Genomic DNA, 21,329 nt, shown 5'->3' on the forward strand with positions numbered 1-21,329 from the left:
CCCAAAATTGAATGATATGATCCAGTTCCTTGCGGAACCTGTATCCATTAGCCTTTGACCGATCCAATCATGACGCCTTTGACGAAATATTTTTGCAGGAACGGATATACGCATAGAATCGGGAAAACGGTGATCACCAGCAGAGCCATCCGAAGTGATTCCGGCGTTGCTCCCGCCATGTTCACATTCACGGTTTGGCCACCCTGCTGTGCCGCTCTCTGCATCGAGGAAGACAGCGCCTCGGCTTCGGTCAACATCTGCTGCAGAAGCGTTTGAACCGGAATGAGGTTTTTGTTCGAGACGTAATAAGTGCCTGTGAACCAGTCATTCCAATGCGCGACTCCGATGAAGAGCGAAATGGTCGCAATGACCGGACCGGATAGAGGCAGAATAATCCGCAGGAAAATTTGAAAATCATTGAGGCCGTCAATGCGGGCCGATTCCTCGATCTCCTCCGGTATTCCTTGCAAAAACGTACGGATGATGACGATATGCATGAAGTTGAACAGCATCGGGATCACGTACACCCAGAAGGAGTTGATCAGGTGAAGCTTTTGCAGCGTGATGAAGTATGGGATGAATCCAGCGCTGAATATAGTCGGCAAAAAAATATAAAAGGTAAAAAACGTGCGGCCCGGCAGCGTTTTCTTCGAGAGCGCGTAAGCCATCAGCGTGCACAGCAGTACATGCAGCGTAGTACCGATGACCGTTCTCAAGATGGTAATTTTGTATGCCTGCCAAATTTGCTTGTTGTCGAAGACTTGCACGTAATTTTCCAATGTCAGCTTGCGCGGAAAGAAGTACAATGCGCCCAGCATGGAATCCTTCCCATCATTGAGGGAGTAAACCAGAATGTAGATGAACGGATAAATCATTAAGAAGCCAAACAGGGTTAACAGAATGTAATTCAAAAGATTGAATACGGAAAACGTATGGGTTTTCATACCATTCCTCCCTTAGAACAGTGATACATCGCTGACTTTCCGGGCGATCCAGTTGACGGTGACGATCAATATTAATGCGATCACGCTCTGGAACAGCCCTACCGCTGCTGCGTAACTGAGCCTTCCTTGCTGAATTCCGGAGGTAATGACATGAACGTCCAGCACACTGCCGATATTGGCGGTAGCCGGTCCATTCAGCAGGAGCAGCTGCTCGAAGCCCGCGCTCATAAGACTCCCCGTCGCGAGAATGAATAGGATAACCGCAATATTGCGGATACCGGGAAGCGTCACATGCCAGATCTGCCTAAAGCGGCTTGCCCCGTCGATTTTGGCGGCTTCATACAGCTGCTGATCAATGCCGGCAATCGCTGCCATATAGATAATGGAGTTCCATCCGATGTTCTTCCAAATGTCGGAGCCCAGAACCAGGGGATAAAACCAGGTCGTGTTGTACATGAATTGGACAGGCTCTGCGCCAAATGAGGACAGCAAGTCATTCAGTGGTCCCCCATACATGGACAGAAGGCGCTGCATCAGCGTTACGACCACGATCCATGACACGAAGTAAGGAAGATAGGATAAGGTTTGGATCGTTTTTTTGAATTTCACATTGCGGATTTCGTTGAGGAGAATAGCCAGGATGATCGGCATGGGAAAACCGATAAGAAGTTTCATCAAACTGATGAGAATGGTGTTTCTGATAATCGCTGAAGATTGGTAGTAATCAAAAAACTGGTGAAAATACTTAAGTCCCGCCCACGGACTGCCGGTAAAGCCGCCAACAAACGTAAAATCACGGAATGCAACCTGTAGTCCGTATAGAGGAACATAGGAAAAGATGAAAAACCAAGCGATCCCCGGCAGCAAAAACAGATAGAACAGCTTGTGGCGCCATACTCTTCTCCAGAGTAAGGATGATTTCATGAACCTCACCTCTCTTCTTGATGGTTGATGAACCAGCCATTATTGTAAGCGTTTGCAATTTGTTTATTTGTTTGATTCTTAGTTGTGTCATTCCCCCTTAACGCTATTTTCTATAAAATGCAGAAGTTCTCGGCCGGGAAGCCGAATTTCACGATCCGCAAGGAAAGCAACAGATGCTAATCATCTGTGGTTTTTCTTACAGACTTTGGAATTATAATATATTATATATTGAATATATTCAATATGTTATTAAGAAAAATTTACCGATCCTGTGGAAAATAGTTATTTTGGCGTGGATTCGGGCGGATAAAAAACGACTGTTGAAGGACATTTTCTTCCTCATCTGAAAACAAAAAAATCCTTTCCCGAGGGAAAGGATTTTTGGGAAATCCAACTCAACGTTCAAACAGCTGACGAAGGCTTGCCTGTTGTTTGCCCCTGCACCAGTTCGGGCTTTAACAGGATTTTGCTGTAGCTTCTTTCACCTTCATCTGTTCCGGTCTGGATGATCTCCAGCATCGTAGTTGCCGCCTTGCATCCTATCTCATATTCAAACTGCTTGATGTGCGTAAAAATACTGAAGCCATCCACTACAGAAGTCGGTTCATCAAAGCTGATGATAGATAAATCACCCGGTATGCGGAGTCCAGCCTTAATGGCGAGTTGATACATTTGTACTCCGAGTCTCCCATTCAAGGTAATATAAGCTGTCGCCAACTTGTTCTTCATATACCTGAATAAGGGATGATTCTCGGTATCGTCCAAGCTATCGATCTGGAAATCCGTAATGATGTGAGCCGGATTAATCATCGCTCCCTTGTATTTCAGCGCCTGGATATATCCTTCGATCCGTTCTTGAACCGTGACGGTTTGGATCGGGGAATCCGAGCAAATCGCAATTTGACGGTGCCCTAGCTCCCATAAATAATCCACGGCTAACTGAGCGCCCAATTTGCCGTCTGCAGCAATATAATCGGTCTCTACTCCAGGCAAAAAACGGTCCATCAGCACAAAAGGATACCCGGAAAACTTCATACTTAGGATCTCTTCATTGTAATGCTCTTCATCAACCGGAAAAATCAATATCCCCTCTGCACCGATTGCTTTGAGGGTCTTCAGCGCTTCCTTCTCCTTCTCGACATCCCCTTCCGACATCAGAATAATCACGCGATATCCATGACTACCCAGAGTCCTTTGTACCCCATTAATGAGCCGAATGGCGAAATAATCCAAAATGGAAGGAATGACAAGTCCAACCAGGTTCGCTGACTGCTTTGCTGTAAGAACAGTGTTCTGCGCGGACACAGATTCCGCCCCTTGAATGACCTGATTCTTCTTGTTCCCGACAAAGCTTCCTTTGCCCGGAACCCTGTCGATGATATGCTCGTCGGCAAGACCGGAGAGCGCTTTGACCACCGTGATTTTACTGACTTTAAACTGATCCATCAGTTCTTTTTCCGTAGGAATCCGGTCTCCGGGCTGAAGACCGCTAGTGCGAATTTGTTCGAGTATGTATTGCTGGATTTTCTGATACAGGGGCACCCGAGTATTCATATTCATCAAGTTTCACCATACTTTATATATATTTGCTATATACATTTTAAACCATTATGAATGACATCGGACAAAAAGTTGATTATTTTTACGGTTTAAAGCTAATTTTTTTTACTTGAGCAGTCGTTTTATTTATCAGTTCATTACGCGCTATTGAGTATTTTGGTGCGTATATCACCACCTCAGAGAATGCTTAAAATCCCGCAGATTCCTCTGCGGGCATGTTTTCGTTCCTTAGTTCATAACGATTCAACTACAATACTTCGGGGGTTGGTGTCGGATTCGCATATTCACCCGTAGAGTACGTTTTATCAATAATCGTACGGATTTCTTTAACAGATTTCCCCTGTTTGCTAAGTTCTGACACGGTCATTGCGGTTTCTACGCATACGCCGCAGCGGGTGCCATGATCATCCCATACCACGCTTCCGTCGGCATTCTCTTCTTTAATAAAACAGTTGAGGTTGCTCTTATGCCCCGCACTTTCGCCGCATCCGCAATAACAAGGAATGGAACCCAAGATATCCTTCACGCTTGCTGCCGTCGTATAGGCCGTCTTCAAAGACGGGTCCAGCGAATCCAGAAAAACCGGAAGCTTGTCCATTCCCATCGTCATTTCCTGCACATCCCCATTCGCAGCCACCTGCTGATGGGAATCCTGATGACTAGCGGAAGTGTTGTCCTCCTTGGCTCCGCAGCCGGCAAGCAGCATGCTTGAAAGGATAACTCCAAGTACTGTAATACGTGTCTTTTTGCCCAACATCATCTCTCCTTCTCAATGAATCCCTCAATAAAAAAAGTATACCACGGGACCGTATATTTTAAATCAATTGTGGCCATACCAAACGAATACACTTTCCCCTAATGCTGCATCTAACGCGTTTCCTCGATTTTCTTAACTGTAATCATTCCGTTTAAGAGGTTCTTTTGCTATAATTGGGATAATCAGCTTGAACACGGAACCAATAGAAAGGTGATTAATCCATGGAACAGTCCATCAATCCGATTGAAGAATGCGATGTAACCTGCATGGGTTCAGAAACTGAACTAAGCAAAATAAAAGAAGGACTGATCGGCGATCAAGCCGCCACGCAGGTAGCCGACTGGTTTAAGGCTTTCAGCGACCCGACGCGAGTCAAACTGATTGATGCCCTACTGCAAAGAGAGCTATGCGTTCATGATTTGACCATTCTGCTTGGCATGGGACAGTCCGCGATATCCCACCAGCTGCGGTATTTGCGGAATTTAAGGATTGTTAAACGCCGCAAGGAAGGCAAAACAGTCTTTTATTCGCTTGACGATACACATATTGAACAAATATTCGTTCAAACGCTGCAGCACACCCAGCATGGGTGACATGAAGAAGAGCTGTTCCGAAGGTCTATGCGACTTGGGGGACAGCCTTTTTTTATTGGCGCTCTCATTATAGCGGGTAATTGTGTAGAAATTGTATGACGTACTTGAACTTTTAACCTTATTCTTCACCATTTATGCTCATACTTCACAAATTCCACACAAATCCGGTTTAATACAATGTTGACCTGGTATGAGTCAAAACCAAAATCATTTCAAACGAGAGGAGTTTTTGAACATGGCTATGACGATGACGAACGAGCAAATCCAAAGCTGCATAGAGGAATGCATGAGCTGCATGCTAGCATGTAACAACTGTTATGTGGCTTGCCTGAAGGAAGAGGATCTGAACATGATGCGGGAATGTATTCGCCTAGACCGTGAATGCGCCGACATCTGCGGCTTCGCCGCCCAAGCGATGTCCACGGGCAGCCAATACATGAAGGAGATCTGCCAAATTTGTGCGGAAACCTGTGATCTGTGCGCAACGGAATGCGAAAAGCATCATCATGATCACTGTCAGCGCTGCGCCGCGGCTTGCTCGGCCTGCGCAAAAGCTTGCCGTGCCATGATTGCCTAAACGCGGGGATATAATCACGATAAGCAGTCTTCCTGTTCGGGAAGGCTGCTTATTTTCATATGGTTGTTTATTCCGGAATATTACCGACGTTGGGATCCGGTTTGAACGTATTGTTGAAATCCGTATATTTCAACTCCGTAACCATGCCTGCTGCCGCATGATGGAGATCATGACAATGGAACATCCAATCCCCGGGATTATTGGCTTCAAAAGCCACCACGTACTCTTCACCAGGCTTTACATTAAGCGTATCCTTGAATTCAGGTGATCCTGTTAGAGGCTGGCCATTTTTGCTTAGAACCTGAAACGTATGTCCATGCAAGTGCATCGGATGGTCTTCATTCGGTGACGTATTGACGAAATGGACCTTTACTTTGTCACCTGTCTTCACCTTAACCGGATCGGTGTCTGGATAAACTTTTCCATTAATGGTATACACCATCTGCCCATTCCGGTGGCCCGTCCCAAGCTCCATCGTGTAATCCAGTTGATATCGCTCGCTAATCGAAAATTTCCCCTTTGAAGCTTTGCCATATGCAGTCATGTCTACCGTATCCAGCTCCTGCTTGGAGTCATCTACCAATTGCCGATGATCTGATTTAGTCGCATTTTCATATTGAATGCCGATTCTCATATTCTTAGCGGCTTTCTGGTTACTGTGCTCATCAAGCAACCATGTCCCTGAACGATTTGCCTCAAACTCAATGTCGTACCGCTCACCTGGTGCAACGGCAAGAAGTTTGTCTTCTATCCACTCCGGATCGGACACCCGGTTGCCATCGGTCGCTACAATGCGGTAACGATGCCCTTGGAGATGCAGGGAATGGCTGATATAACCGGCATTAATCAGACGAAGCCTGACGATATCGCCCTCTTTCACCATTAACGGCTGGGATGCCGGATAAGTCAAGCCATTGATTGTGTATAAATCATACATGCTCATATCGTGTCCCATGCTTCCTGCCGTTTCGCCGCTGCTTCCCATGTCCATTCCTGACATGCTCCCATCGTTCATGGACATGCCCCCCATTTCCATATCCGACATTTCTTCACTATGCTGCTCCGAATCAAGGGTTCCCTGCTTTGCGCCAGAACTTCCGCCGTCATTCAACCCTTCCATTGGCATCCCGCTGCTCATCCACTCATCCAGCATCAATGTATAATCCTTGTCCACGACATCCTCATTGCTTTCCACGACAAATGATCCGTACAGTCCCCGATCGACATGATTCACGCTGTCTTGATGCGAATGATACCAATAGGTACCGGGTACGGTTGCCTTAAATGTGTATGTGAAGCTTTTTCCTGGTGCAATAGCGTTTTGGCTGACTCCTGGTATGCCATCCATGCCGAACGGAACCGGATATCCATGCATATGCAGTGAAACGGGTACCTTCAGCGAGTTTTTCACTGTAATCTGGACCGTTTCTCCCTGCTTTACCCTGATCTGCGGCCCGGGTACGGAATTGTTGAACGTCCAAACCGGCAGTTTTTTACCCTCGCCGACATCCAGGACACTTTCCTCTGCCACGAGCATAGCGTTTTCCCCATCGAGCAGACCCGTCTTGTCCGTTCCAAGAGATGTCCGTGTTATTCCTGCACCTGCAACAGCCGTCTCAGATGTATGTGAACCATGCTTTTCCGCCTGCTCGTTATTTGAACAGCCAGCAAGCAACAAAGACATGACGAATCCCCCGACAAAAAAAGTCGATTTGATCCTTTTCATCGTTTCCACCCTGAACATTCCTCCTTCTTCTGCACAGCTCCTACGTAGTATAGCCCGCAGATATGTAGAATGCGTGCGTAGCGGCTTCACATAAACTACACAAATTCAGTAGGCAACATGATTTGCGCTGGCGGTCCAAATAAAAAAACCGCGCCATAAGCGCGGATTTCTCTGATCTAAGTTATACGGTTCGCACGGATGCGTTATTTCACCAACGGACCTTCTTCGTCGATCCATACGGTCAGCTCTTCAAACGACTTCCTTTTTCCGACAGGCTGCTGTCCCTCCACCGGAACGCCCACATAAATAAATCCCAGCACTTTGTCATTATTTCCGAGTCCAAAGTGCTCGTTCATTTTCGCGTGATATGTCGGCTCACCAGTTCTCCAGATGGCACCTAGTCCCAAGCCGTGAGCTTCAAGCAGCATATTCTGAATGGCTGCGAAAACAGCTCCATATTCCTCAAGTTCAATCACCTTTTCGTGTTCTTTCGGTGTTACCGCTACCGTGATGATGACTGGCGCACGCATGGGTTTCGTTCTTGCCGATTCCGCTGCTGCCGCTGCTTCCGGCGATTCAGGATCGGCGGCAGATGCTAGAGCGACATCAGCCAAAGCTTCCCCCAACACTTTGCGGCCTTCGCCCCTAAGTACGAAAAAGCGCCAAGGCTCTGTCATCCGGTGGTTCGGAGCCCATGTTCCTGCCTCCAATATTTGCTCAAGCTGCTTTACAGGAATATCATCCTGCGTAACCTTCCCGATACTTCTGCGTGTACGTATAGCTTCTGATATATTCATTCGTTATTTCCTCTCCCTAATTAAGAATCTTTCTCATTTAGCTATATTGTATCAGAAATAGATCCTCTTTTCCTGCACATTAACTAAATCGTAATTTTACCTTCCGCTGATCCCCGCATGATCCCACGTTAACATTCGCTGCATACTATTATTCATGAAGCCTATCAACTGCATTATCAATCGAAAGGGGCCATACATATCATGACGAAAAAATGGTTTATTTCCGCAATTGCAGCTTTAACGGTTGGATCCGCCCTTCTTCCTTCCGCTCATGCGGCTGATGTTCAATACTCGTCAAACGGACAGGCCTTCACCCCGGCCACACCGGCTGTAGAACAGCAAGGCCGGCTTTATTTACCGATACGCGATGTTGCAAATTTGCTCGGCAAATATGTCGACTGGGATGATGTAAGCAAAACCGCATTATTCTCTGATAAACCTAAACTTTCCGGCACCTATACATTGAATCAAAAAGATCTAGCGGATGGCATCAAATTCGGTATCGGCTCCTCGCTTACCCATATTCCTGGAGATCCGGACAATGTTTTCTACACAACTGCCGACCGGGGGCCCAATGGTGAGGTTGATGTCAATGGAGTGACACGACGCACCTTCCCACTTCCGAATTACACGCCTACCATTTATAAAATCCAATTGGAACAAGGAAGAATCAACATCCTGGATACGATTCCGCTGAAATTGAGCGGAAAGGACCCGGTAACGGGGACGAATCTCATCACCGGATTGCCAAATCTAAAATCACGTGATGAAGTGCCCTATGACAAAGCTGCTCAAAAAGTCATTTCCTATGATCCATACGGACTCGATGTCGAAGGTTTGACGTATAACCCAACAGATGACACATTCTGGATTTCAGATGAATATGGTCCATATCTGGTTCAGGTCAAACGTGACGGCACGCTGCTTCAACGATTGGCTCCAAAAGGCATCAGTTCGGAGCTAAACACAGCTGCCCTGCCTCTGAAGGATAACCTGCCTGCCGTATATTTGACTCGCCGCCAAAACCGTGGTGCGGAAGCGGTAGGAATAACGCCTGACGGTAAATGGATGTTTATGGCGATGCAAAGTCCATTGCGCAATCCGGATAAGAACGTGGATAATTCCCGTACGCTTCGCATTCTGAAAATCGATCTTTCGACGCTAAAGCCGGTTGCGGAGTATGCGTATATTTCGGAAGACGCCAAGCAGTACCAAGACTTGAAGCAATCCGACATCGTGATCTCGGATATGTACGTGGTCAACGAAAATACGCTGCTTATCGATGAACGTGACAAAAATGCCGGAGAGGCTGCCCAGCTTAAGAAAATATTCTCTATTGATCTCAAGAATGCAACGAATATTCTAGGACAATATGACGACACTTCCAAAGCAGGCAAAACGCTCGAACAGCTCAGCCTAACCGAGCTTCGTCAAGCCGGGATTCAATCCCCCGTCAAACGGACGGTGCTGGATGCCGTCGAATTCAAATATCCGAATGAAAAAATCGAAGGCATTTCCCTCGTAAACGGACATACGCTTGTAATCGTTAACGACAATGACTTTGGCGTGACTGATCCGGATTCCAAGGAAAACGGTACGGATTTGTGGACCTTTGAATTGCCTTATGACATCAAATAAGCTCTATACTGATAAAGCCCACTGTCCTAGACAGTGGGCTTTAAACTTTTTATGTTGGTTACTGATTCGCAAATGGGAACTGATAGACCAGGATGGTTTACTACTGGCAGGTGTGTCGGTAATGAAACGGACGTAAATGCCCCTTATTTCACCTTTAGCACTCTCATCGCATTCAGAACCGCGAGCAGCGTTACGCCAACATCCGAGAATACGGCTTCCCACATCGTAGCAATTCCGAAAGCGCCGAGAATCAGGAATACAGCTTTCACGCCCAGAGCGAAAATAATGTTTTGCCAAACAATGCCTCGCGTGCGCTTCGCGATGTGAATAGCCGCAGCAACCTTCGACGGCTCATCGGTCATAATGACCACATCCGCCGCCTCGATGGCCGCATCAGATCCAAGTCCGCCCATCGCTACCCCGACGTCCGCTCTGGCCAGCACCGGCGTATCGTTGATCCCGTCACCCACGAATACAATTTTCTCTTTGGGGGATTTTATGCCGTCCAACTTCTCGATCTCTTCCACCTTGTTCTGAGGCAACAGCTCGGCATGGATCTCGTCGATTCCCAGCGATCTCCCGACTGCTTCACCCACCGCCTTGGAATCCCCAGTCAGCATAATGGTCTTTTTGCCCATCTGCTTCAAGCTCTGTATGGCTTCCTTAGCATCCTCTTTGACTTCATCCGCAATGGTGATATATCCGGCATATTGGCCGTCCACGCTGAGGTGAACCGTTGTTCCTGGCTGCGCAGGCTGTTCGAAAGTAATTGATTTCTTATCCATCAGTTTCGTGTTTCCGGCTAACACTTCTTTACCATCCACGTTTACCTGGATGCCATAGCCGGATATTTCGTTATATCGTTCAATTCGTTCCTCATCTATCTCTTTGCCAAAAGCGGTCCGGATCGATTCAGCAATCGGATGGGTCGAATGATATTCAGCGTATGCCGCAAGCTCCAGCAACTGTTCTTTTCCTAGCCATCCTCCAGAAGGATGAATATCCGTCACTGTAAAGGCGCCTTTGGTCAGCGTGCCGGTTTTATCAAATACGACATATTTAACGTCATTCAGCGCTTCGAGATAGTTGCTGCCTTTGATCAGAATGCCCGATTTCGAAGCGGCTCCGATGCCCCCGAAGAAACCGAGCGGGATTGACACCACAAGCGCGCATGGACAAGAGATAACAAGAAAAATAAGTGCTCTGTATATCCAATCCGAGAAAGCGGCGCCGCTAATGATCAGTGGAGGCACAATGGCCAGCAACAGGGCAACGATGACCACCACCGGCGTGTAATATCTGGCGAACTTTGTAATAAAATTCTCGGTTGGCGCCTTCTTGCTGCTTGCGTTTTGTACCAGATCCAGGATCTTGGATACGGTCGATTCGCCAAAAGTTTTGGTAACCTTTATGGTAAGCACGCCATTTTTGTTGATGAAGCCGCTCAGTACCTCGTTGCCTGCTTCAATCTCGCGCGGAACCGATTCACCGGTCAAAGCCGAAGTATCCACCATCGAGCTCCCCTCCGAAACCACGCCATCGAGCGGAACCTTTTCACCAGGCTTCACGACAATTACATCGCCAACTTGCACTTCCTCCGGAGCTACACGTTTGGTATCACTTCCTACCTTAAGATTCGCATACTCCGGCCGCAAATCCATCATCGCACTGATTGATTTACGGGAGCGGTTCACCGCGATTCCCTGGAACATTTCACCTACCTGATAGAACAGCATCACGGCAACGCCTTCCGGATACTGGCCCACGCCAAAGGCACCTATGGTAGCTACTGACATCAGGAAATATTCATCGAAGACCTGCCCCCGGATTATATTCTTAACTGCTTGCAGCACGATATCTCCGCCGACAACCAAATAGGCTACAAGAAATATAGCAAGCTCTACATACGGGTTCGCATGAATCAGCATACCTGCCGCAGTTAACACAGCCCCGATCGCCAAGCGTACAGCCATGATCTTGGTCGCGCCGCTTCCGTGGTCATGAGAATGACCGTGTCCTTCTTCGCCATGTGCTTCGTGCTCATGGGAATGGCTATGCCCATGAACATGATCATGATCATGTCCATCTTCATGTTCATGTCCTTGTTGAGGATGGCCCCCCTTTTTACGCGTATCCAATCGTTTATCGAGAACCTTCACATGAGGTTCCAACTTCGTGATTTTACTCTTTACATTCGTCAGAAGTTGTTCATTTTCGTCATCGGTTTCATAGGTTAACGTTTGCTTGACGAAATTGACGGAACATGAAGTGATACCTTCCATCTTCTTGACTCCGTCTTCGATTTTCATGGCACAGCTTGCGCAATCCAAACCGTCCAGGACAAGCTCCCGTTTTATTTTGCCGGTTGCTTCAGCCATCGTATTGCCTCCGATCCCATCTGTAAATATAATATGAGCATATATTCATATATAAACTTATTAAGCACATTATATTCACTCTACCGGAGAGATGTCAATGTAATCTCACCTAAATTTAGTATCATAGACCAAAAAAACCGCGCTTATACGCGGTTCGTGCAGAATAATTTCAATTTATTGTATAGAAGCTCCTAATCCAAGTCCGGCTGCTACAGCGACAAAGACATGGATGCGATCCAAACCATTCCACCTCTTATTCTTAAACCATGTTTCTTTTCTCCATAAAAACCTTAATGATGAGAGTCACAAGAGAAAGAGAGAGCAAAAAAATTTGCATGCCGCTGAATCCGAACCAGTATGAGTCATCCCTTTCGCCAAGCAGCGAGGCAGCGAATAATCCGATGGCAGACCACATCAACGAGACATTCAGGTGGTAAGCACTTTCCATATGATTCTTATGACGGAATAGGTACAGGACCATAGCAGCAGCGACGATCACGCGCCCGCCTGAAAGGACTCCCCCGGACTCCAAGAACACTTGCAGCAAGCTTATGACGCCGTAGCCGGAAATCAGCCACGTCAGTGCCGCATTGGCATAAAGTATCCAAGACTTGTGATACCTGATACATTTATAAGCCAGGATAAGGATGCCAATCACAATAGCAAGGATCATCCCCCCCGTTCCTCCTGAATAATACAGCAATGTAAGCGGCGACCGGATAACGGTCTTGAAGTCGAATACAAGTGTACTGAATTTCCAAACAAGGATGCCGATCAAAAGTGTGGTCATCAGCTCGTCCAGAACGGGCTTACGTATATCCGAAGCCAAATATCTCGTACGAATGAGCGTGACCAGATAGCCCGCTGCCACTCCAATAATCATCACGATAAGCGAATACCTCAGCATGAACGGTCCAATCATAATCACTTGCATTTTTCACGTCGCTCCTTCCGTTCTATGTATGTAAATGTGTCATCTTCTTTAAAAAAGAACCTGGCTACAAGAGCCAAGTTCCTTTGGACTGCTTTTCGTAAGCTTACCGCTTCAGCTTTTGTCATTTGGGGCCGATTTAGGATACAAGCACGATCCTGATGTAACATCACCGGCTTTTAATCAGCAGCTTCACAGCCTCTCTGACCTGCGGGCTAGGATCGCCATGTTCTGCTGTGGCCTGTCTAATACATTGCTCCAGATTCACTGCTACAATATAGGCTATCGCTTTATCCGCTGCACTGCGTACAGCAGAAAGCTGGGAAATGACCTCCTTGCAGTCCTTCCCATCCTCCATCATTTTCAATATGCCGCGCGTCTGGCCTTCCAAGCGTTTTACGCGCCGGGTAACACTGCCATCGTACTCCATGACTTATCCTCCTTTCAGGTAAGACGGTTGTGAAACCACATTGTTTCATAGCAGCAGACGACGCATCTGTTATTGACAACAAATGCCGCAGCCAAGTGCTTCTTTTCCATTTTGAGGTGCATATATCCGCATGAAGCCATAACGCTTTAACATCCTTGCCGCCCTTTTCGTCTGTCGGTAATTCTCCGCCAGAATAAGCACGGGCTCTTCCGAAGCAAGCTGCGTTTGATGAACAAAGGGCAGTCGCCCCATGGATATATTAATGGAACCGGGAACATGATATTTCATGTAATCCACCGAATCCCTTACATCAAGCATTTGCAGCTCATAACCTTTTCTTTCGGGTCCGCGCAGTTCTTCAGGATTCACGAAAGTTAGCCCGTTGACAGGCGAGAATTCGCGCACAAACCACCAAGCCGCCCCACCTGCTGCAAGGACAGCTATCAATATCCACCACATTCGTGTAGGTTCCTCCCTGATCGTTTGTCATGATCAACTATGTTTATATATGCAGACATGAAAGCAAGATTTGATAGCATCTGCCTAGTACAAATGAAATACTTAAATGACACGTTCAATTTGTCTTTTCAACTGCTGCTTCGGCTGGAAACCGACAAATGTTGCAACTGCGCGTCCATCTTTAAACAGCTTCAAGGTCGGAATGCTTTGAACCTGGAACAACGAAGCCAGTCTTGGGTTCTCATCGATATTGACCTTCACAAACTTGATTCGCTCGCCCATTTCCTTCTCCAGCTCCTCCAGAACGGGAGCAACCATGCGGCATGGTCCACACCATGGGGCCCAGAAGTCAACCATGACCGGTTTGCCGGATTTCATGACCGATGAGGAGAAGTTACTCTCGGAGACACTTGTTACTGCCATCTATTCCACCTCCACGAGAATGATCATTCTAACGAATAAACATACCCTCAGGGGTATAACGTCATTATAGGTTTCATTCCGATAAAAGTCAATAATGATCAGACACTCGCCTAGGATATGGAATCAGCGATACGCAGCTGCTGATGGGCAAACTCCCGATACATTGAATGACTCTCAATCAGTTCCTGGTGAGTCCCGACGCCAGTGATACGTCCCTTTTCAATGAAAAGGATCTGATCTGCGTCTACTACCGTTGACAAACGGTGGGCAATAACCATCGTCGTGCGGCCCTTCATGAGATTCTGAAGCGCTTTTTGCACAAACACTTCGGATTGGCTGTCCAGGCTCGAGGTAGCTTCATCCAGCATCAAAATTTGCGGATTGCGCAGAAGCGCTCTGGCAATAGAGATCCGCTGGCGCTGACCTCCGGAGAGTTTAATCCCGCGTTCGCCTACCTCCGTCCTGTAGCCTTCCGGCAGCTCGTTGATAAAAATATCGGCATATGCCATGTGCGCCGCACGTTCAACCTCTTCGTCGGCAACATCACGGTCCATGCCATAGCATATGTTATCACGGATTGTCCCTGCAATAATCGGGCTTTCTTGTGGAACGTAACCGATCTGCCGGCGCCAGGATTCGAGGGAATAACCGCTCACATCCTGACCTCCAACCCGGATCATACCGCTATCGGGCAGATAAAATCGTTCGATAATGGAAAACAAGGTGGTTTTGCCGCCTCCGCTTGGGCCAACCACAGCCGTTACCTTCCCTGGTTCCAGCGTAAAGCTGATATCATGGAGAACCGCATCACCCTTTTCGTAAGAGAAATGAACATGCTCAACCTGAATGGTCTGGACCGGTCCGGTCAACGTTTTGCCGTCCGAGACATTTTCTTGACGGTCTTCAAGGATATTTACGATTCTTTCTGTTGCACCGACCGATTTTTGCAACTGGGTAAAGAACATGGTGATTTGGTTCATCGGCATAATAATCTGCACCAAGTAGAGAATAAATGCCACCAGATCTCCGGCTGAAAGGGCGCCACTGGAGACCCTCATACCGCCGTAACCGATAATGAGAACCATGAGTCCCATCATCACAAACGATATAATAGGACCGATAAAAGCCTGAATCTTCCCTTCACGAATCCCAAGCTTAAGCAATCCTTCGATGGCCTTCTGGCCGACGCCAGTCTCTCGTTCTTCCGCGTTCGAGGCTTTCACCAGCCTGATCTCAGAAAGAACCTGATTGAGAATAGTCGTGAAATCTGCGGTTTCATCCTGAAGCTTCCGAGATATCTGAAGCATGATACGCCCCAGGGGAACGAGTACCGCCGCCGTAACCGGAATCGCCGCCAGGATGATCAGCGTCATTTTCCAATCCAGCAGAAGCAGAATAACAATGGCTCCGACCATCGAAATAACGCCATTGAAGAAACCCGTCACGTGCTCGGATACAAGCCCCTTAAGGACTGCCGTGTCATTGGTCATGCGGCTGATCGTATCCCCTGTTCGGTGATTATCATAATAGGGAATCGTCAGCTTCAGCAGCTTCTTCCAAAGCCGGTCGCGCAGCTTGGCCACAACTTCTTGTCCAAGCCGGTTAAGCAAATAAATGGATATCCCGCCTGCGATGGCCGAAACGACGAAGCTCACGACAAGCATGACGATCTGTGCCGGTTTGATGCTGTCAACGGTGAAGCTATCTACCAGCCCCTTCGTAAACAATGGTACCACGAGGCTAACCAGTGTCGAGATAATGCTTAGCGTAACAGCTGCGGATAGCATCCAGACAGAAGGCTTGGTCTGCCGGACCAAATGTACGAACGCTTTCCAGTTTCCTTTTTGATACCTTTCTTTCATTACTATATAGCCCCTGTCCGTGTATATTTATTTCATCTAGACATCTTTTCATAAACGATTATACATAGAATGCTTCATGAAGTCATATTAGGGAAGATGCTGATGGATTCTCCCAAATATGTATTTGTGTACTCTTCTAGCTGATCTAACCATTCATCGATTATTTTCTTATCTAGAGCGCTGCTGAAACGCCCTAATTCACGCTCACCATGATTCACTATAACAGTAGGAATGAACTTCACATCCGTGTGAATGGTAGGTATATATTCAACCTTACTGATACGAAGATGTCGTCTCTCCTGTGCGATTCCGTCGATTGTCTTTTGAAATTTCCGGCAATACCCGCAGGATTCATCATAATAAAAAGTCAGGTGCATATCCTACCTCCCAAGAATTAAAGTTCCCGCCATGATTTGATTAACTAAGAGATTCATGGTATTATTTAACATATTGCACTCTGACTTGCTTTCTGTCGCATATAATAAAACACTCTAGTAGTGTAGTTAGTTGTATCGAATCCACAGACTTCAAGGAGATCTGCAATTTCTTCAATGCATAGCGGTATTTTCCGTTCTTTTATCTCCTGAGAAATAATCGAAATTTCCCGATCATATTTAGACTCAGACCTTACTTTTTCTTCCCGATTCACATTCGCCTCTTTATTCATAATTTTGGTGCGGATACGGGCGAGAGTACGATTAATAGTCATGGGGTAAACGCCTAATTTAGCAGCAATTTGCGTGTGGTTCTCTGCACCTTCCAAAATAAGACTCATCACTTGTTTTTCAAATTCAGAGAACAATTCATCTTTTAAAAGACTATCTACATACACTTGATTCGTCACTTTCTCTTCAAGGTTTCCGCCATTGCTGTCTGCAATATCGAAGTTCTCGATGCCATCATAATGTTTAATCTCATCACTAAACATGGCGATTTCTCTGTAACGATCCACAGAAACATTTAACAATTTGGACATTTCATCCTCATTGGGCCGGTGACCTAGTGTCTCCTCAATCTCTACCATTTTTTTGATAAGGTCTACAGCGCTCCGGCTTAGTCGTACATGTTGAGAGTCGCTATATAGTAATTGATTCACTTCCCATAAAATCGGCCTTACGGCAAAGGTAGTGAATTTCACCCCCCTATTAACATCAAACTCCTTGATGGCGGTTATGATACCAATGCAAGCATGTTGGTAAAGATCCTCGTCACTTATATTAAACTTCAACTTTAGTTCTTCAATATTTCCTTTATAATGCTTAAGCACAGAAAAGATAAATTGCCGATTTGCCGTCAGGAACTCACCTAAAAGTTCATTATTATACTTGCATGCCTCAATCAAATCAGTATTATGTAGATCCTGCATTCCTTTTTTTCGCAACAATCGATATTCAGGGCTTAGCGCCAATTTACCTCACCTCCAACTTTTTTATGAACCGCTCTAAGGAAATCCACTAACTCCCCACCAGAAGTCCACTAACTCCCCACCATTGGTGGCTATAAATCCTTACGTAAGGTTTCAGAGTCTTCTTGAAATCTGCCGATTTTAGCCTATCTCCTTTGGATTGGGACTCATTATTTCACTTCCTACTCTTAGTGGTCGTCCTGAGTCAAACGGGAGTTGCGCTCAAAAGAAAAAACCCTATTTCTAGGGTCTGATTTCATCATTGATGTGATTGAGAATCACGGGGCGCTATTGATGTGATGTCATTTTCAATGTGAAGTAGCGAGCGAAAGCGGTTTAACGGTTGATTTTAGACAAAACTTTGTTCACTTTAGCAAGATAATTTGTATTGTACGTCCCTCGTTTTACATTTCCTTCACCCTGATTGTAGGCGATGATTCCGAGTTCTATTCCGAATTTTTTCTGGCAATATGCAAGGTACTTTACTCCAATTTCTATGTTTACTGAAGTATTGAACAAATTGCCCTTCATATTCATGAACTTTTGTGTAGAAGGGAGGATTTGAAGGAGTCCTTCTTCATGATTCCTACCGACTAAATTAGGATTATATGTAGCTCCTGTTTCTACCTCTATCATTGCCAGAATAGTGTACGGATCAATCTTATACATATTGCAATATTTCATGATTTCAGAAGCAAACCGTTCCGCATTTTTCTGTGGCACATGTTTACTTATCATATGGCGAACCAACTTTTTTTCTACTGAAATATCCTTCTTAGCTTGTGCTGGTTTCGAGATTATCTCTGGATGCTGTTGTTTTTTATGGGTTGCTAATGACACAATCAATATACGATTTGCCTCATCATTCGCTTTTCTCTTAAGTACTTGCAGCCCTTGCTCCTCTAGCACGTTCTCAGTGATTGTTGACTGTGGTTGCCTGTTGACCAACACCCTTTCTTGCGGAGTGCAAGCAACAAGCATCATAGCTGCAATAGCCAGTATGAAGATATGTTTTATCAAAACAAATACCATCCTTTCAGCTAGAACATCATCATTGACATTCGTTGTGTGAGCTAGGGCCAGCTTATGTTGATATGGGTACCAGAAATCTACAAAATCACCACTCCCTTCACTTCATTAGCCCTATCCCTATAGTGGTCGGGTTATGAAGGGAAAGAGTTGCAAAAAACAAAAAAAGGCAGGCTCCGCCTACCTTACATTTGTGTCATTCGCATGTGGATGTCTTTACACCAATCATAGTCCCGCATCCATAATGCGATATCCATAAGAACGAATAAACCTACATCGTCCAGATGATCCAAATCCCAATGCATAGCCTTCATACTCATCAGAGAGTGCGCTCTTGAGCCGAACTTGGCCTTGACTCGAACCATTCGTTTGTTTAGAGACACCTCTCTTCCATATAAATCCACAACAACATGATTGGCACTCGCAGATAACACTTTACCGATTAGTCCGTTTTGCGGGTGTCCTTCGCTATCCACTTCAATGAAATCTCCTAACTCGGGTAAAATGTGAAAGCCCCCCGCCCCGTTAATGTCCATCTCTCAATGGAAACAATTCTAGTATACGTCGACATTCTTCATGCAATGATCTATTTGCTTCCGTACCAAATCCAGGTCCACATCCAGCAAAAGATCGGCATTATAGAGATTGTTATAACTTTGAGTTAGGGCGTGGATTTCATCGGAGATCACACCCTTGGACTCTTTATTCGATGCGTTTTCCAAATCCACTCCCATGGCTTTAACTGCCTGGTTCATATCATGTAGTGCGGTATAAACTTGGCGAAATTTCATATGACCCTCGTCCTTCCTATATATGGTTTCTTAGCGTTGTAAGAAATCCCGATGCAATCTTGAATGCACTGCTTATGACCTGCCAAATAAGCCTCGAGACTGACACTAGATCCCACCTCTAATTCCATAATGAACTCGAGCACGTTTTCCAGCTGAGCTTTATTCCTTCGTAATGCATCCAACGAACCCGAGGAAGCGTGATGCATTCCCTGTTCCATATGTTGGATAGCCTCCACGATTCGTGTAACGTTATTAACGACATCGCCCAATTTATATCCGAATGCCATATCTTGAACCTCCTGCTGAAGTGAGTTTTGAGTATCCAAACCATATAAGTTAATTTATGTATTCGAGCATTTGCAGGCAAACGGATCATTGAAATCCACCAAAGCAATCTATTCTGCAGCTCATCAAACAGATTTAATCGAAGTTCCCCATGAAAGATTACTCAACTAAAAGAACTGGGATAGAAACACTTAGATCTATGCTGAAACAATAGCACATCACCTCTTCAACAGTTTTAAAATCGAACTCGTCAGAGGATAAATCAAGCACATTTCGTAATGCTTCGAGTTCTCCATCGGCTTCTATAATCTTGACCAAGTGTATATTGTCCAAATAATTCATGTATGCGATTGCGTACTTAGACATTCGTTCCTTCCTAGCCTTCAAAGGATGTTGAATTTTAAAGGTTAAGCAATGTTTACTTTTCTTCTGCTTCATAAAAATCTTGAGCAACCACCGTGACGATTCTTCCACCATCATTCATACGTATAACAGCCGTGTTACCCGCAAATACGTAACTAAACTCTCCTAATCCTATTTCGTTTGCAGCTAGTTGATTAACGATTTCTTGCACCTGGTTTCCGCCCAGACCCCCAACAGTATCATCATAGTATCTGAAATCATCTGGGAAGGATGGAGAATCGAATGAACCTTCTAAGTTTTCTCCCAGCAGGGTATCTATGAGGGTTCTCTGCTTAGCAATGAGTACATCCCGTAGTTCGAGGCGCTGAGTCATTTCTAGAAGTTTCTTTTCCAATTGCTCGATCTTAGTCGCCTTTTCTCCGAGAAGATCCATATGATCTGTCTTACCTTGCAGATCCTGATATTTTTGGCCTGATTGGAGCACTTGAAATAGTTCCTCTATGGAAATGTTTCCTCTCAATTCCGAGGGGATATTCACGCTACGTACTGTACCGTTGATTTTCAAGAAAGGATGTTCTCCATCTTGAAAAGATTGTTGGTTATAATTCACTCTATTACCTCCGATGTTAATATCCATATTTCACTCTATTTTCATGTTGGTCTCGTGCTAAATTTCATCCTTCATTGGAGCCAGTACATGGTTACTTTTATCCTCTTCCTCACCAATCTCTTCCACCTTCAGCGTCCAGTAGGATACCTTATTGAAATGGACACCGGACAAATCACCGCCGATACCGGCAACTGTAAAAACTTCACCTTCTTTATGCAGCTTACGGAAGGACTTTTGAAATTCATCCTGAACGTCCTTGACTGTCGTAAGCACCGTTTTGACAGGCTTAGATGGGCTGCCATAAATGACAGTAGGATCACTTATTGTCCAAACGACCCTCTTTACTTCTCCGTTATCGAAAAAGAACTTAGCCTTTAATCTGACTTTCATCATCGTTCATCCTTTCCGTATAATGGTAGTCGGTAAAATCTTTCAAATGAAGTTCGATTCTCTCCAGAATACTTCCATCCGTTTCATTAAGCCGTTCTTCGATTCTATGAAGCTCGTCATAGCTTTCCTTACTTATGGGCGGCCGAATAGACTCCTCGCCTTCATCAAATCTGAGCCACCAGCGCCGTATGGTTTCAAGCGTCAGGGTCTGATTGATAAAGTTGCCGCAATGCTGACACCATAGAACTAGTGCCTTATCGCATTCCATTTCTTCTGGAACAAAGGAAGATCCCGCCCCGCAATGTGGGCATAAGTTCATGAATCCAATCAAGATAATCACCTCTTTAATCAGTTGCCGTAAGCACCCAGTGGCTTATTTCATTTTCTGGTTTCCCCATCGAAAAAGTTAAAATAGTCATTCGAGTCACTTAATGGTTCATACTGTATTCCATTGTCA

Annotated in this window: 25 protein-coding genes; 3 read left to right on the forward strand and 22 right to left on the reverse strand. The window is 45.7% G+C overall.

Annotated features, from left to right (window positions below; genetic code table 11):
- Window positions 1-47: 47 nt before the first annotated feature.
- The 4 genes from GRF59_RS05325 to GRF59_RS05340 form a co-directional block, all read right to left on the reverse strand.
- Window positions 48-944 (reverse strand): carbohydrate ABC transporter permease, encoded by an 897-nt coding sequence (locus GRF59_RS05325; protein WP_160496594.1) that lies wholly within the window; start codon window positions 942-944, stop codon window positions 48-50.
- Window positions 945-956: 12 nt separating this feature from the next.
- A complete protein-coding gene (locus GRF59_RS05330) occupies window positions 957-1,868 on the reverse strand; it encodes an ABC transporter permease (RefSeq protein WP_160496595.1) in 912 nt (303 codons plus the stop codon).
- 402 nt (window positions 1,869-2,270) lie between these two features.
- Window positions 2,271-3,428: a GntR family transcriptional regulator gene (locus GRF59_RS05335; protein ID WP_160496596.1), complete on the reverse strand. Its 1,158-nt coding sequence runs from the start codon at window positions 3,426-3,428 to the stop codon at window positions 2,271-2,273.
- 247 nt (window positions 3,429-3,675) lie between these two features.
- Entirely contained in the window at window positions 3,676-4,188 is a 513-nt protein-coding gene (locus GRF59_RS05340; RefSeq protein ID WP_160496597.1) for a PCYCGC motif-containing (lipo)protein, read from the reverse strand.
- A 218-nt stretch (window positions 4,189-4,406) separates the two neighbouring features.
- Between GRF59_RS05340 and GRF59_RS05345 the strand changes: the two genes are divergently transcribed.
- Window positions 4,407-4,778: an ArsR/SmtB family transcription factor gene (locus GRF59_RS05345; RefSeq protein WP_160496598.1), complete on the forward strand. Its 372-nt coding sequence runs from the start codon at window positions 4,407-4,409 to the stop codon at window positions 4,776-4,778.
- Window positions 4,779-5,025: 247 nt separating this feature from the next.
- Window positions 5,026-5,355, forward strand: a complete 330-nt coding sequence (locus tag GRF59_RS05350; RefSeq protein ID WP_160498130.1) for a four-helix bundle copper-binding protein — start codon at window positions 5,026-5,028, stop codon at window positions 5,353-5,355.
- Window positions 5,356-5,422: 67 nt separating this feature from the next.
- Here GRF59_RS05350 and GRF59_RS05355 read toward each other — a convergent pair whose 3' ends face one another.
- A complete protein-coding gene (locus GRF59_RS05355; RefSeq protein ID WP_160498131.1) occupies window positions 5,423-7,081 on the reverse strand; it encodes a multicopper oxidase family protein in 1,659 nt (552 codons plus the stop codon).
- A 203-nt stretch (window positions 7,082-7,284) separates the two neighbouring features.
- Window positions 7,285-7,878, reverse strand: a complete 594-nt coding sequence (locus GRF59_RS05360) for a nitroreductase family protein (protein WP_160496599.1) — start codon at window positions 7,876-7,878, stop codon at window positions 7,285-7,287.
- Between the two features lie 201 nt (window positions 7,879-8,079).
- On the opposite strand from GRF59_RS05360, the gene GRF59_RS05365 reads away from it, so the two are divergent.
- On the forward strand, window positions 8,080-9,516 hold the full coding sequence (locus GRF59_RS05365) for an esterase-like activity of phytase family protein (RefSeq protein WP_160496600.1): 1,437 nt from the start codon (window positions 8,080-8,082) through the stop codon (window positions 9,514-9,516).
- 143 nt (window positions 9,517-9,659) lie between these two features.
- Here GRF59_RS05365 and GRF59_RS05370 read toward each other — a convergent pair whose 3' ends face one another.
- The 16 genes from GRF59_RS05370 to GRF59_RS05445 form a co-directional block, all read right to left on the reverse strand.
- The gene (locus GRF59_RS05370; RefSeq protein ID WP_160496601.1) at window positions 9,660-11,894 is read right to left on the reverse strand and encodes a heavy metal translocating P-type ATPase; all 2,235 of its coding nucleotides are present in this window, start codon (window positions 11,892-11,894) and stop codon (window positions 9,660-9,662) included.
- Window positions 11,895-12,153: 259 nt separating this feature from the next.
- Window positions 12,154-12,828 (reverse strand): hypothetical protein, encoded by a 675-nt coding sequence (locus GRF59_RS05375; RefSeq protein ID WP_237391633.1) that lies wholly within the window; start codon window positions 12,826-12,828, stop codon window positions 12,154-12,156.
- A gap of 166 nt (window positions 12,829-12,994) precedes the next feature.
- Window positions 12,995-13,255, reverse strand: coding sequence for a metal-sensitive transcriptional regulator (locus GRF59_RS05380; RefSeq protein WP_160496603.1), 261 nt, complete (start codon window positions 13,253-13,255; stop codon window positions 12,995-12,997).
- A gap of 69 nt (window positions 13,256-13,324) precedes the next feature.
- Window positions 13,325-13,714, reverse strand: a complete 390-nt coding sequence (locus GRF59_RS05385; RefSeq protein ID WP_160496604.1) for a rhodanese-like domain-containing protein — start codon at window positions 13,712-13,714, stop codon at window positions 13,325-13,327.
- A 102-nt stretch (window positions 13,715-13,816) separates the two neighbouring features.
- Window positions 13,817-14,137: a thioredoxin gene (gene trxA, locus GRF59_RS05390; protein ID WP_160496605.1), complete on the reverse strand. Its 321-nt coding sequence runs from the start codon at window positions 14,135-14,137 to the stop codon at window positions 13,817-13,819.
- Window positions 14,138-14,247: 110 nt separating this feature from the next.
- Window positions 14,248-15,999 carry an ABC transporter ATP-binding protein gene (locus GRF59_RS05395; protein WP_160496606.1) on the reverse strand — a complete coding sequence of 584 codons (1,752 nt, stop codon included), beginning with the start codon at window positions 15,997-15,999 and terminating at the stop codon, window positions 14,248-14,250.
- Window positions 16,000-16,073: 74 nt separating this feature from the next.
- Window positions 16,074-16,376 carry a thioredoxin family protein gene (locus GRF59_RS05400; RefSeq protein WP_160496607.1) on the reverse strand — a complete coding sequence of 101 codons (303 nt, stop codon included), beginning with the start codon at window positions 16,374-16,376 and terminating at the stop codon, window positions 16,074-16,076.
- 65 nt (window positions 16,377-16,441) lie between these two features.
- Entirely contained in the window at window positions 16,442-17,407 is a 966-nt protein-coding gene (locus GRF59_RS05405; protein ID WP_237391634.1) for a sigma-70 family RNA polymerase sigma factor, read from the reverse strand.
- 333 nt (window positions 17,408-17,740) lie between these two features.
- A complete protein-coding gene (locus GRF59_RS05410; protein WP_160496608.1) occupies window positions 17,741-18,424 on the reverse strand; it encodes a transglycosylase SLT domain-containing protein in 684 nt (227 codons plus the stop codon).
- A 194-nt stretch (window positions 18,425-18,618) separates the two neighbouring features.
- Window positions 18,619-18,909 carry a hypothetical protein gene (locus GRF59_RS05415; RefSeq protein WP_160496609.1) on the reverse strand — a complete coding sequence of 97 codons (291 nt, stop codon included), beginning with the start codon at window positions 18,907-18,909 and terminating at the stop codon, window positions 18,619-18,621.
- Window positions 18,910-18,987: 78 nt separating this feature from the next.
- Entirely contained in the window at window positions 18,988-19,224 is a 237-nt protein-coding gene (locus GRF59_RS05420; protein ID WP_160496610.1) for a hypothetical protein, read from the reverse strand.
- The gene (locus GRF59_RS05425; protein ID WP_160496611.1) at window positions 19,221-19,511 is read right to left on the reverse strand and encodes a hypothetical protein; all 291 of its coding nucleotides are present in this window, start codon (window positions 19,509-19,511) and stop codon (window positions 19,221-19,223) included. The genes GRF59_RS05420 and GRF59_RS05425 overlap by 4 nt, the downstream gene beginning before the upstream one ends.
- 157 nt (window positions 19,512-19,668) lie before the next feature.
- Window positions 19,669-19,947 carry a hypothetical protein gene (locus tag GRF59_RS05430; RefSeq protein ID WP_237391635.1) on the reverse strand — a complete coding sequence of 93 codons (279 nt, stop codon included), beginning with the start codon at window positions 19,945-19,947 and terminating at the stop codon, window positions 19,669-19,671.
- Window positions 19,928-20,482 (reverse strand): hypothetical protein, encoded by a 555-nt coding sequence (locus tag GRF59_RS05435; protein WP_160496613.1) that lies wholly within the window; start codon window positions 20,480-20,482, stop codon window positions 19,928-19,930. Before GRF59_RS05435 ends, GRF59_RS05430 begins: the two co-directional genes overlap by 20 nt.
- A gap of 57 nt (window positions 20,483-20,539) precedes the next feature.
- A complete protein-coding gene (locus GRF59_RS05440; RefSeq protein WP_160496614.1) occupies window positions 20,540-20,872 on the reverse strand; it encodes a hypothetical protein in 333 nt (110 codons plus the stop codon).
- On the reverse strand, window positions 20,850-21,140 hold the full coding sequence (locus GRF59_RS05445; RefSeq protein ID WP_341480008.1) for a hypothetical protein: 291 nt from the start codon (window positions 21,138-21,140) through the stop codon (window positions 20,850-20,852). The genes GRF59_RS05440 and GRF59_RS05445 overlap by 23 nt, the downstream gene beginning before the upstream one ends.
- Window positions 21,141-21,329: the final 189 nt, after the last annotated feature.

The sequence above is a fragment of the Paenibacillus dendrobii genome, assembly GCF_009807035.1.
Lineage (GTDB): Bacteria > Bacillota > Bacilli > Paenibacillales > Paenibacillaceae > Paenibacillus_AQ > Paenibacillus_AQ dendrobii.

Bases quoted from the DNA above. Each gene is read 5' to 3' on its own strand.
- GRF59_RS05325 (WP_160496594.1), bottom strand. From the start codon at position 944: ATGAAAACCCATACGTTTTCCGTATTCAATCTTTTGAATTACATTCTG.
- GRF59_RS05330 (WP_160496595.1), bottom strand. From the start codon at position 1,868: ATGAAATCATCCTTACTCTGGAGAAGAGTATGGCGCCACAAGCTGTTC.
- GRF59_RS05335 (WP_160496596.1), bottom strand. From the start codon at position 3,428: ATGAATATGAATACTCGGGTGCCCCTGTATCAGAAAATCCAGCAATAC.
- GRF59_RS05340 (WP_160496597.1), bottom strand. From the start codon at position 4,188: ATGATGTTGGGCAAAAAGACACGTATTACAGTACTTGGAGTTATCCTT.
- GRF59_RS05345 (WP_160496598.1), top strand. From the start codon at position 4,407: ATGGAACAGTCCATCAATCCGATTGAAGAATGCGATGTAACCTGCATG.
- GRF59_RS05350 (WP_160498130.1), top strand. From the start codon at position 5,026: ATGACGAACGAGCAAATCCAAAGCTGCATAGAGGAATGCATGAGCTGC.
- GRF59_RS05355 (WP_160498131.1), bottom strand. From the start codon at position 7,081: ATGAAAAGGATCAAATCGACTTTTTTTGTCGGGGGATTCGTCATGTCT.
- GRF59_RS05360 (WP_160496599.1), bottom strand. From the start codon at position 7,878: ATGAATATATCAGAAGCTATACGTACACGCAGAAGTATCGGGAAGGTT.
- GRF59_RS05365 (WP_160496600.1), top strand. From the start codon at position 8,080: ATGACGAAAAAATGGTTTATTTCCGCAATTGCAGCTTTAACGGTTGGA.
- GRF59_RS05370 (WP_160496601.1), bottom strand. From the start codon at position 11,894: ATGGCTGAAGCAACCGGCAAAATAAAACGGGAGCTTGTCCTGGACGGT.
- GRF59_RS05375 (WP_237391633.1), bottom strand. From the start codon at position 12,828: ATGCAAGTGATTATGATTGGACCGTTCATGCTGAGGTATTCGCTTATC.
- GRF59_RS05380 (WP_160496603.1), bottom strand. From the start codon at position 13,255: ATGGAGTACGATGGCAGTGTTACCCGGCGCGTAAAACGCTTGGAAGGC.
- GRF59_RS05385 (WP_160496604.1), bottom strand. From the start codon at position 13,714: ATGTGGTGGATATTGATAGCTGTCCTTGCAGCAGGTGGGGCGGCTTGG.
- trxA (WP_160496605.1), bottom strand. From the start codon at position 14,137: ATGGCAGTAACAAGTGTCTCCGAGAGTAACTTCTCCTCATCGGTCATG.
- GRF59_RS05395 (WP_160496606.1), bottom strand. From the start codon at position 15,999: ATGAAAGAAAGGTATCAAAAAGGAAACTGGAAAGCGTTCGTACATTTG.
- GRF59_RS05400 (WP_160496607.1), bottom strand. From the start codon at position 16,376: ATGCACCTGACTTTTTATTATGATGAATCCTGCGGGTATTGCCGGAAA.
- GRF59_RS05420 (WP_160496610.1), bottom strand. From the start codon at position 19,224: ATGAAATTTCGCCAAGTTTATACCGCACTACATGATATGAACCAGGCA.
- GRF59_RS05425 (WP_160496611.1), bottom strand. From the start codon at position 19,511: ATGGCATTCGGATATAAATTGGGCGATGTCGTTAATAACGTTACACGA.
- GRF59_RS05430 (WP_237391635.1), bottom strand. From the start codon at position 19,947: ATGAAGCAGAAGAAAAGTAAACATTGCTTAACCTTTAAAATTCAACAT.
- GRF59_RS05440 (WP_160496614.1), bottom strand. From the start codon at position 20,872: ATGAAAGTCAGATTAAAGGCTAAGTTCTTTTTCGATAACGGAGAAGTA.
- GRF59_RS05445 (WP_341480008.1), bottom strand. From the start codon at position 21,140: ATGGAATGCGATAAGGCACTAGTTCTATGGTGTCAGCATTGCGGCAAC.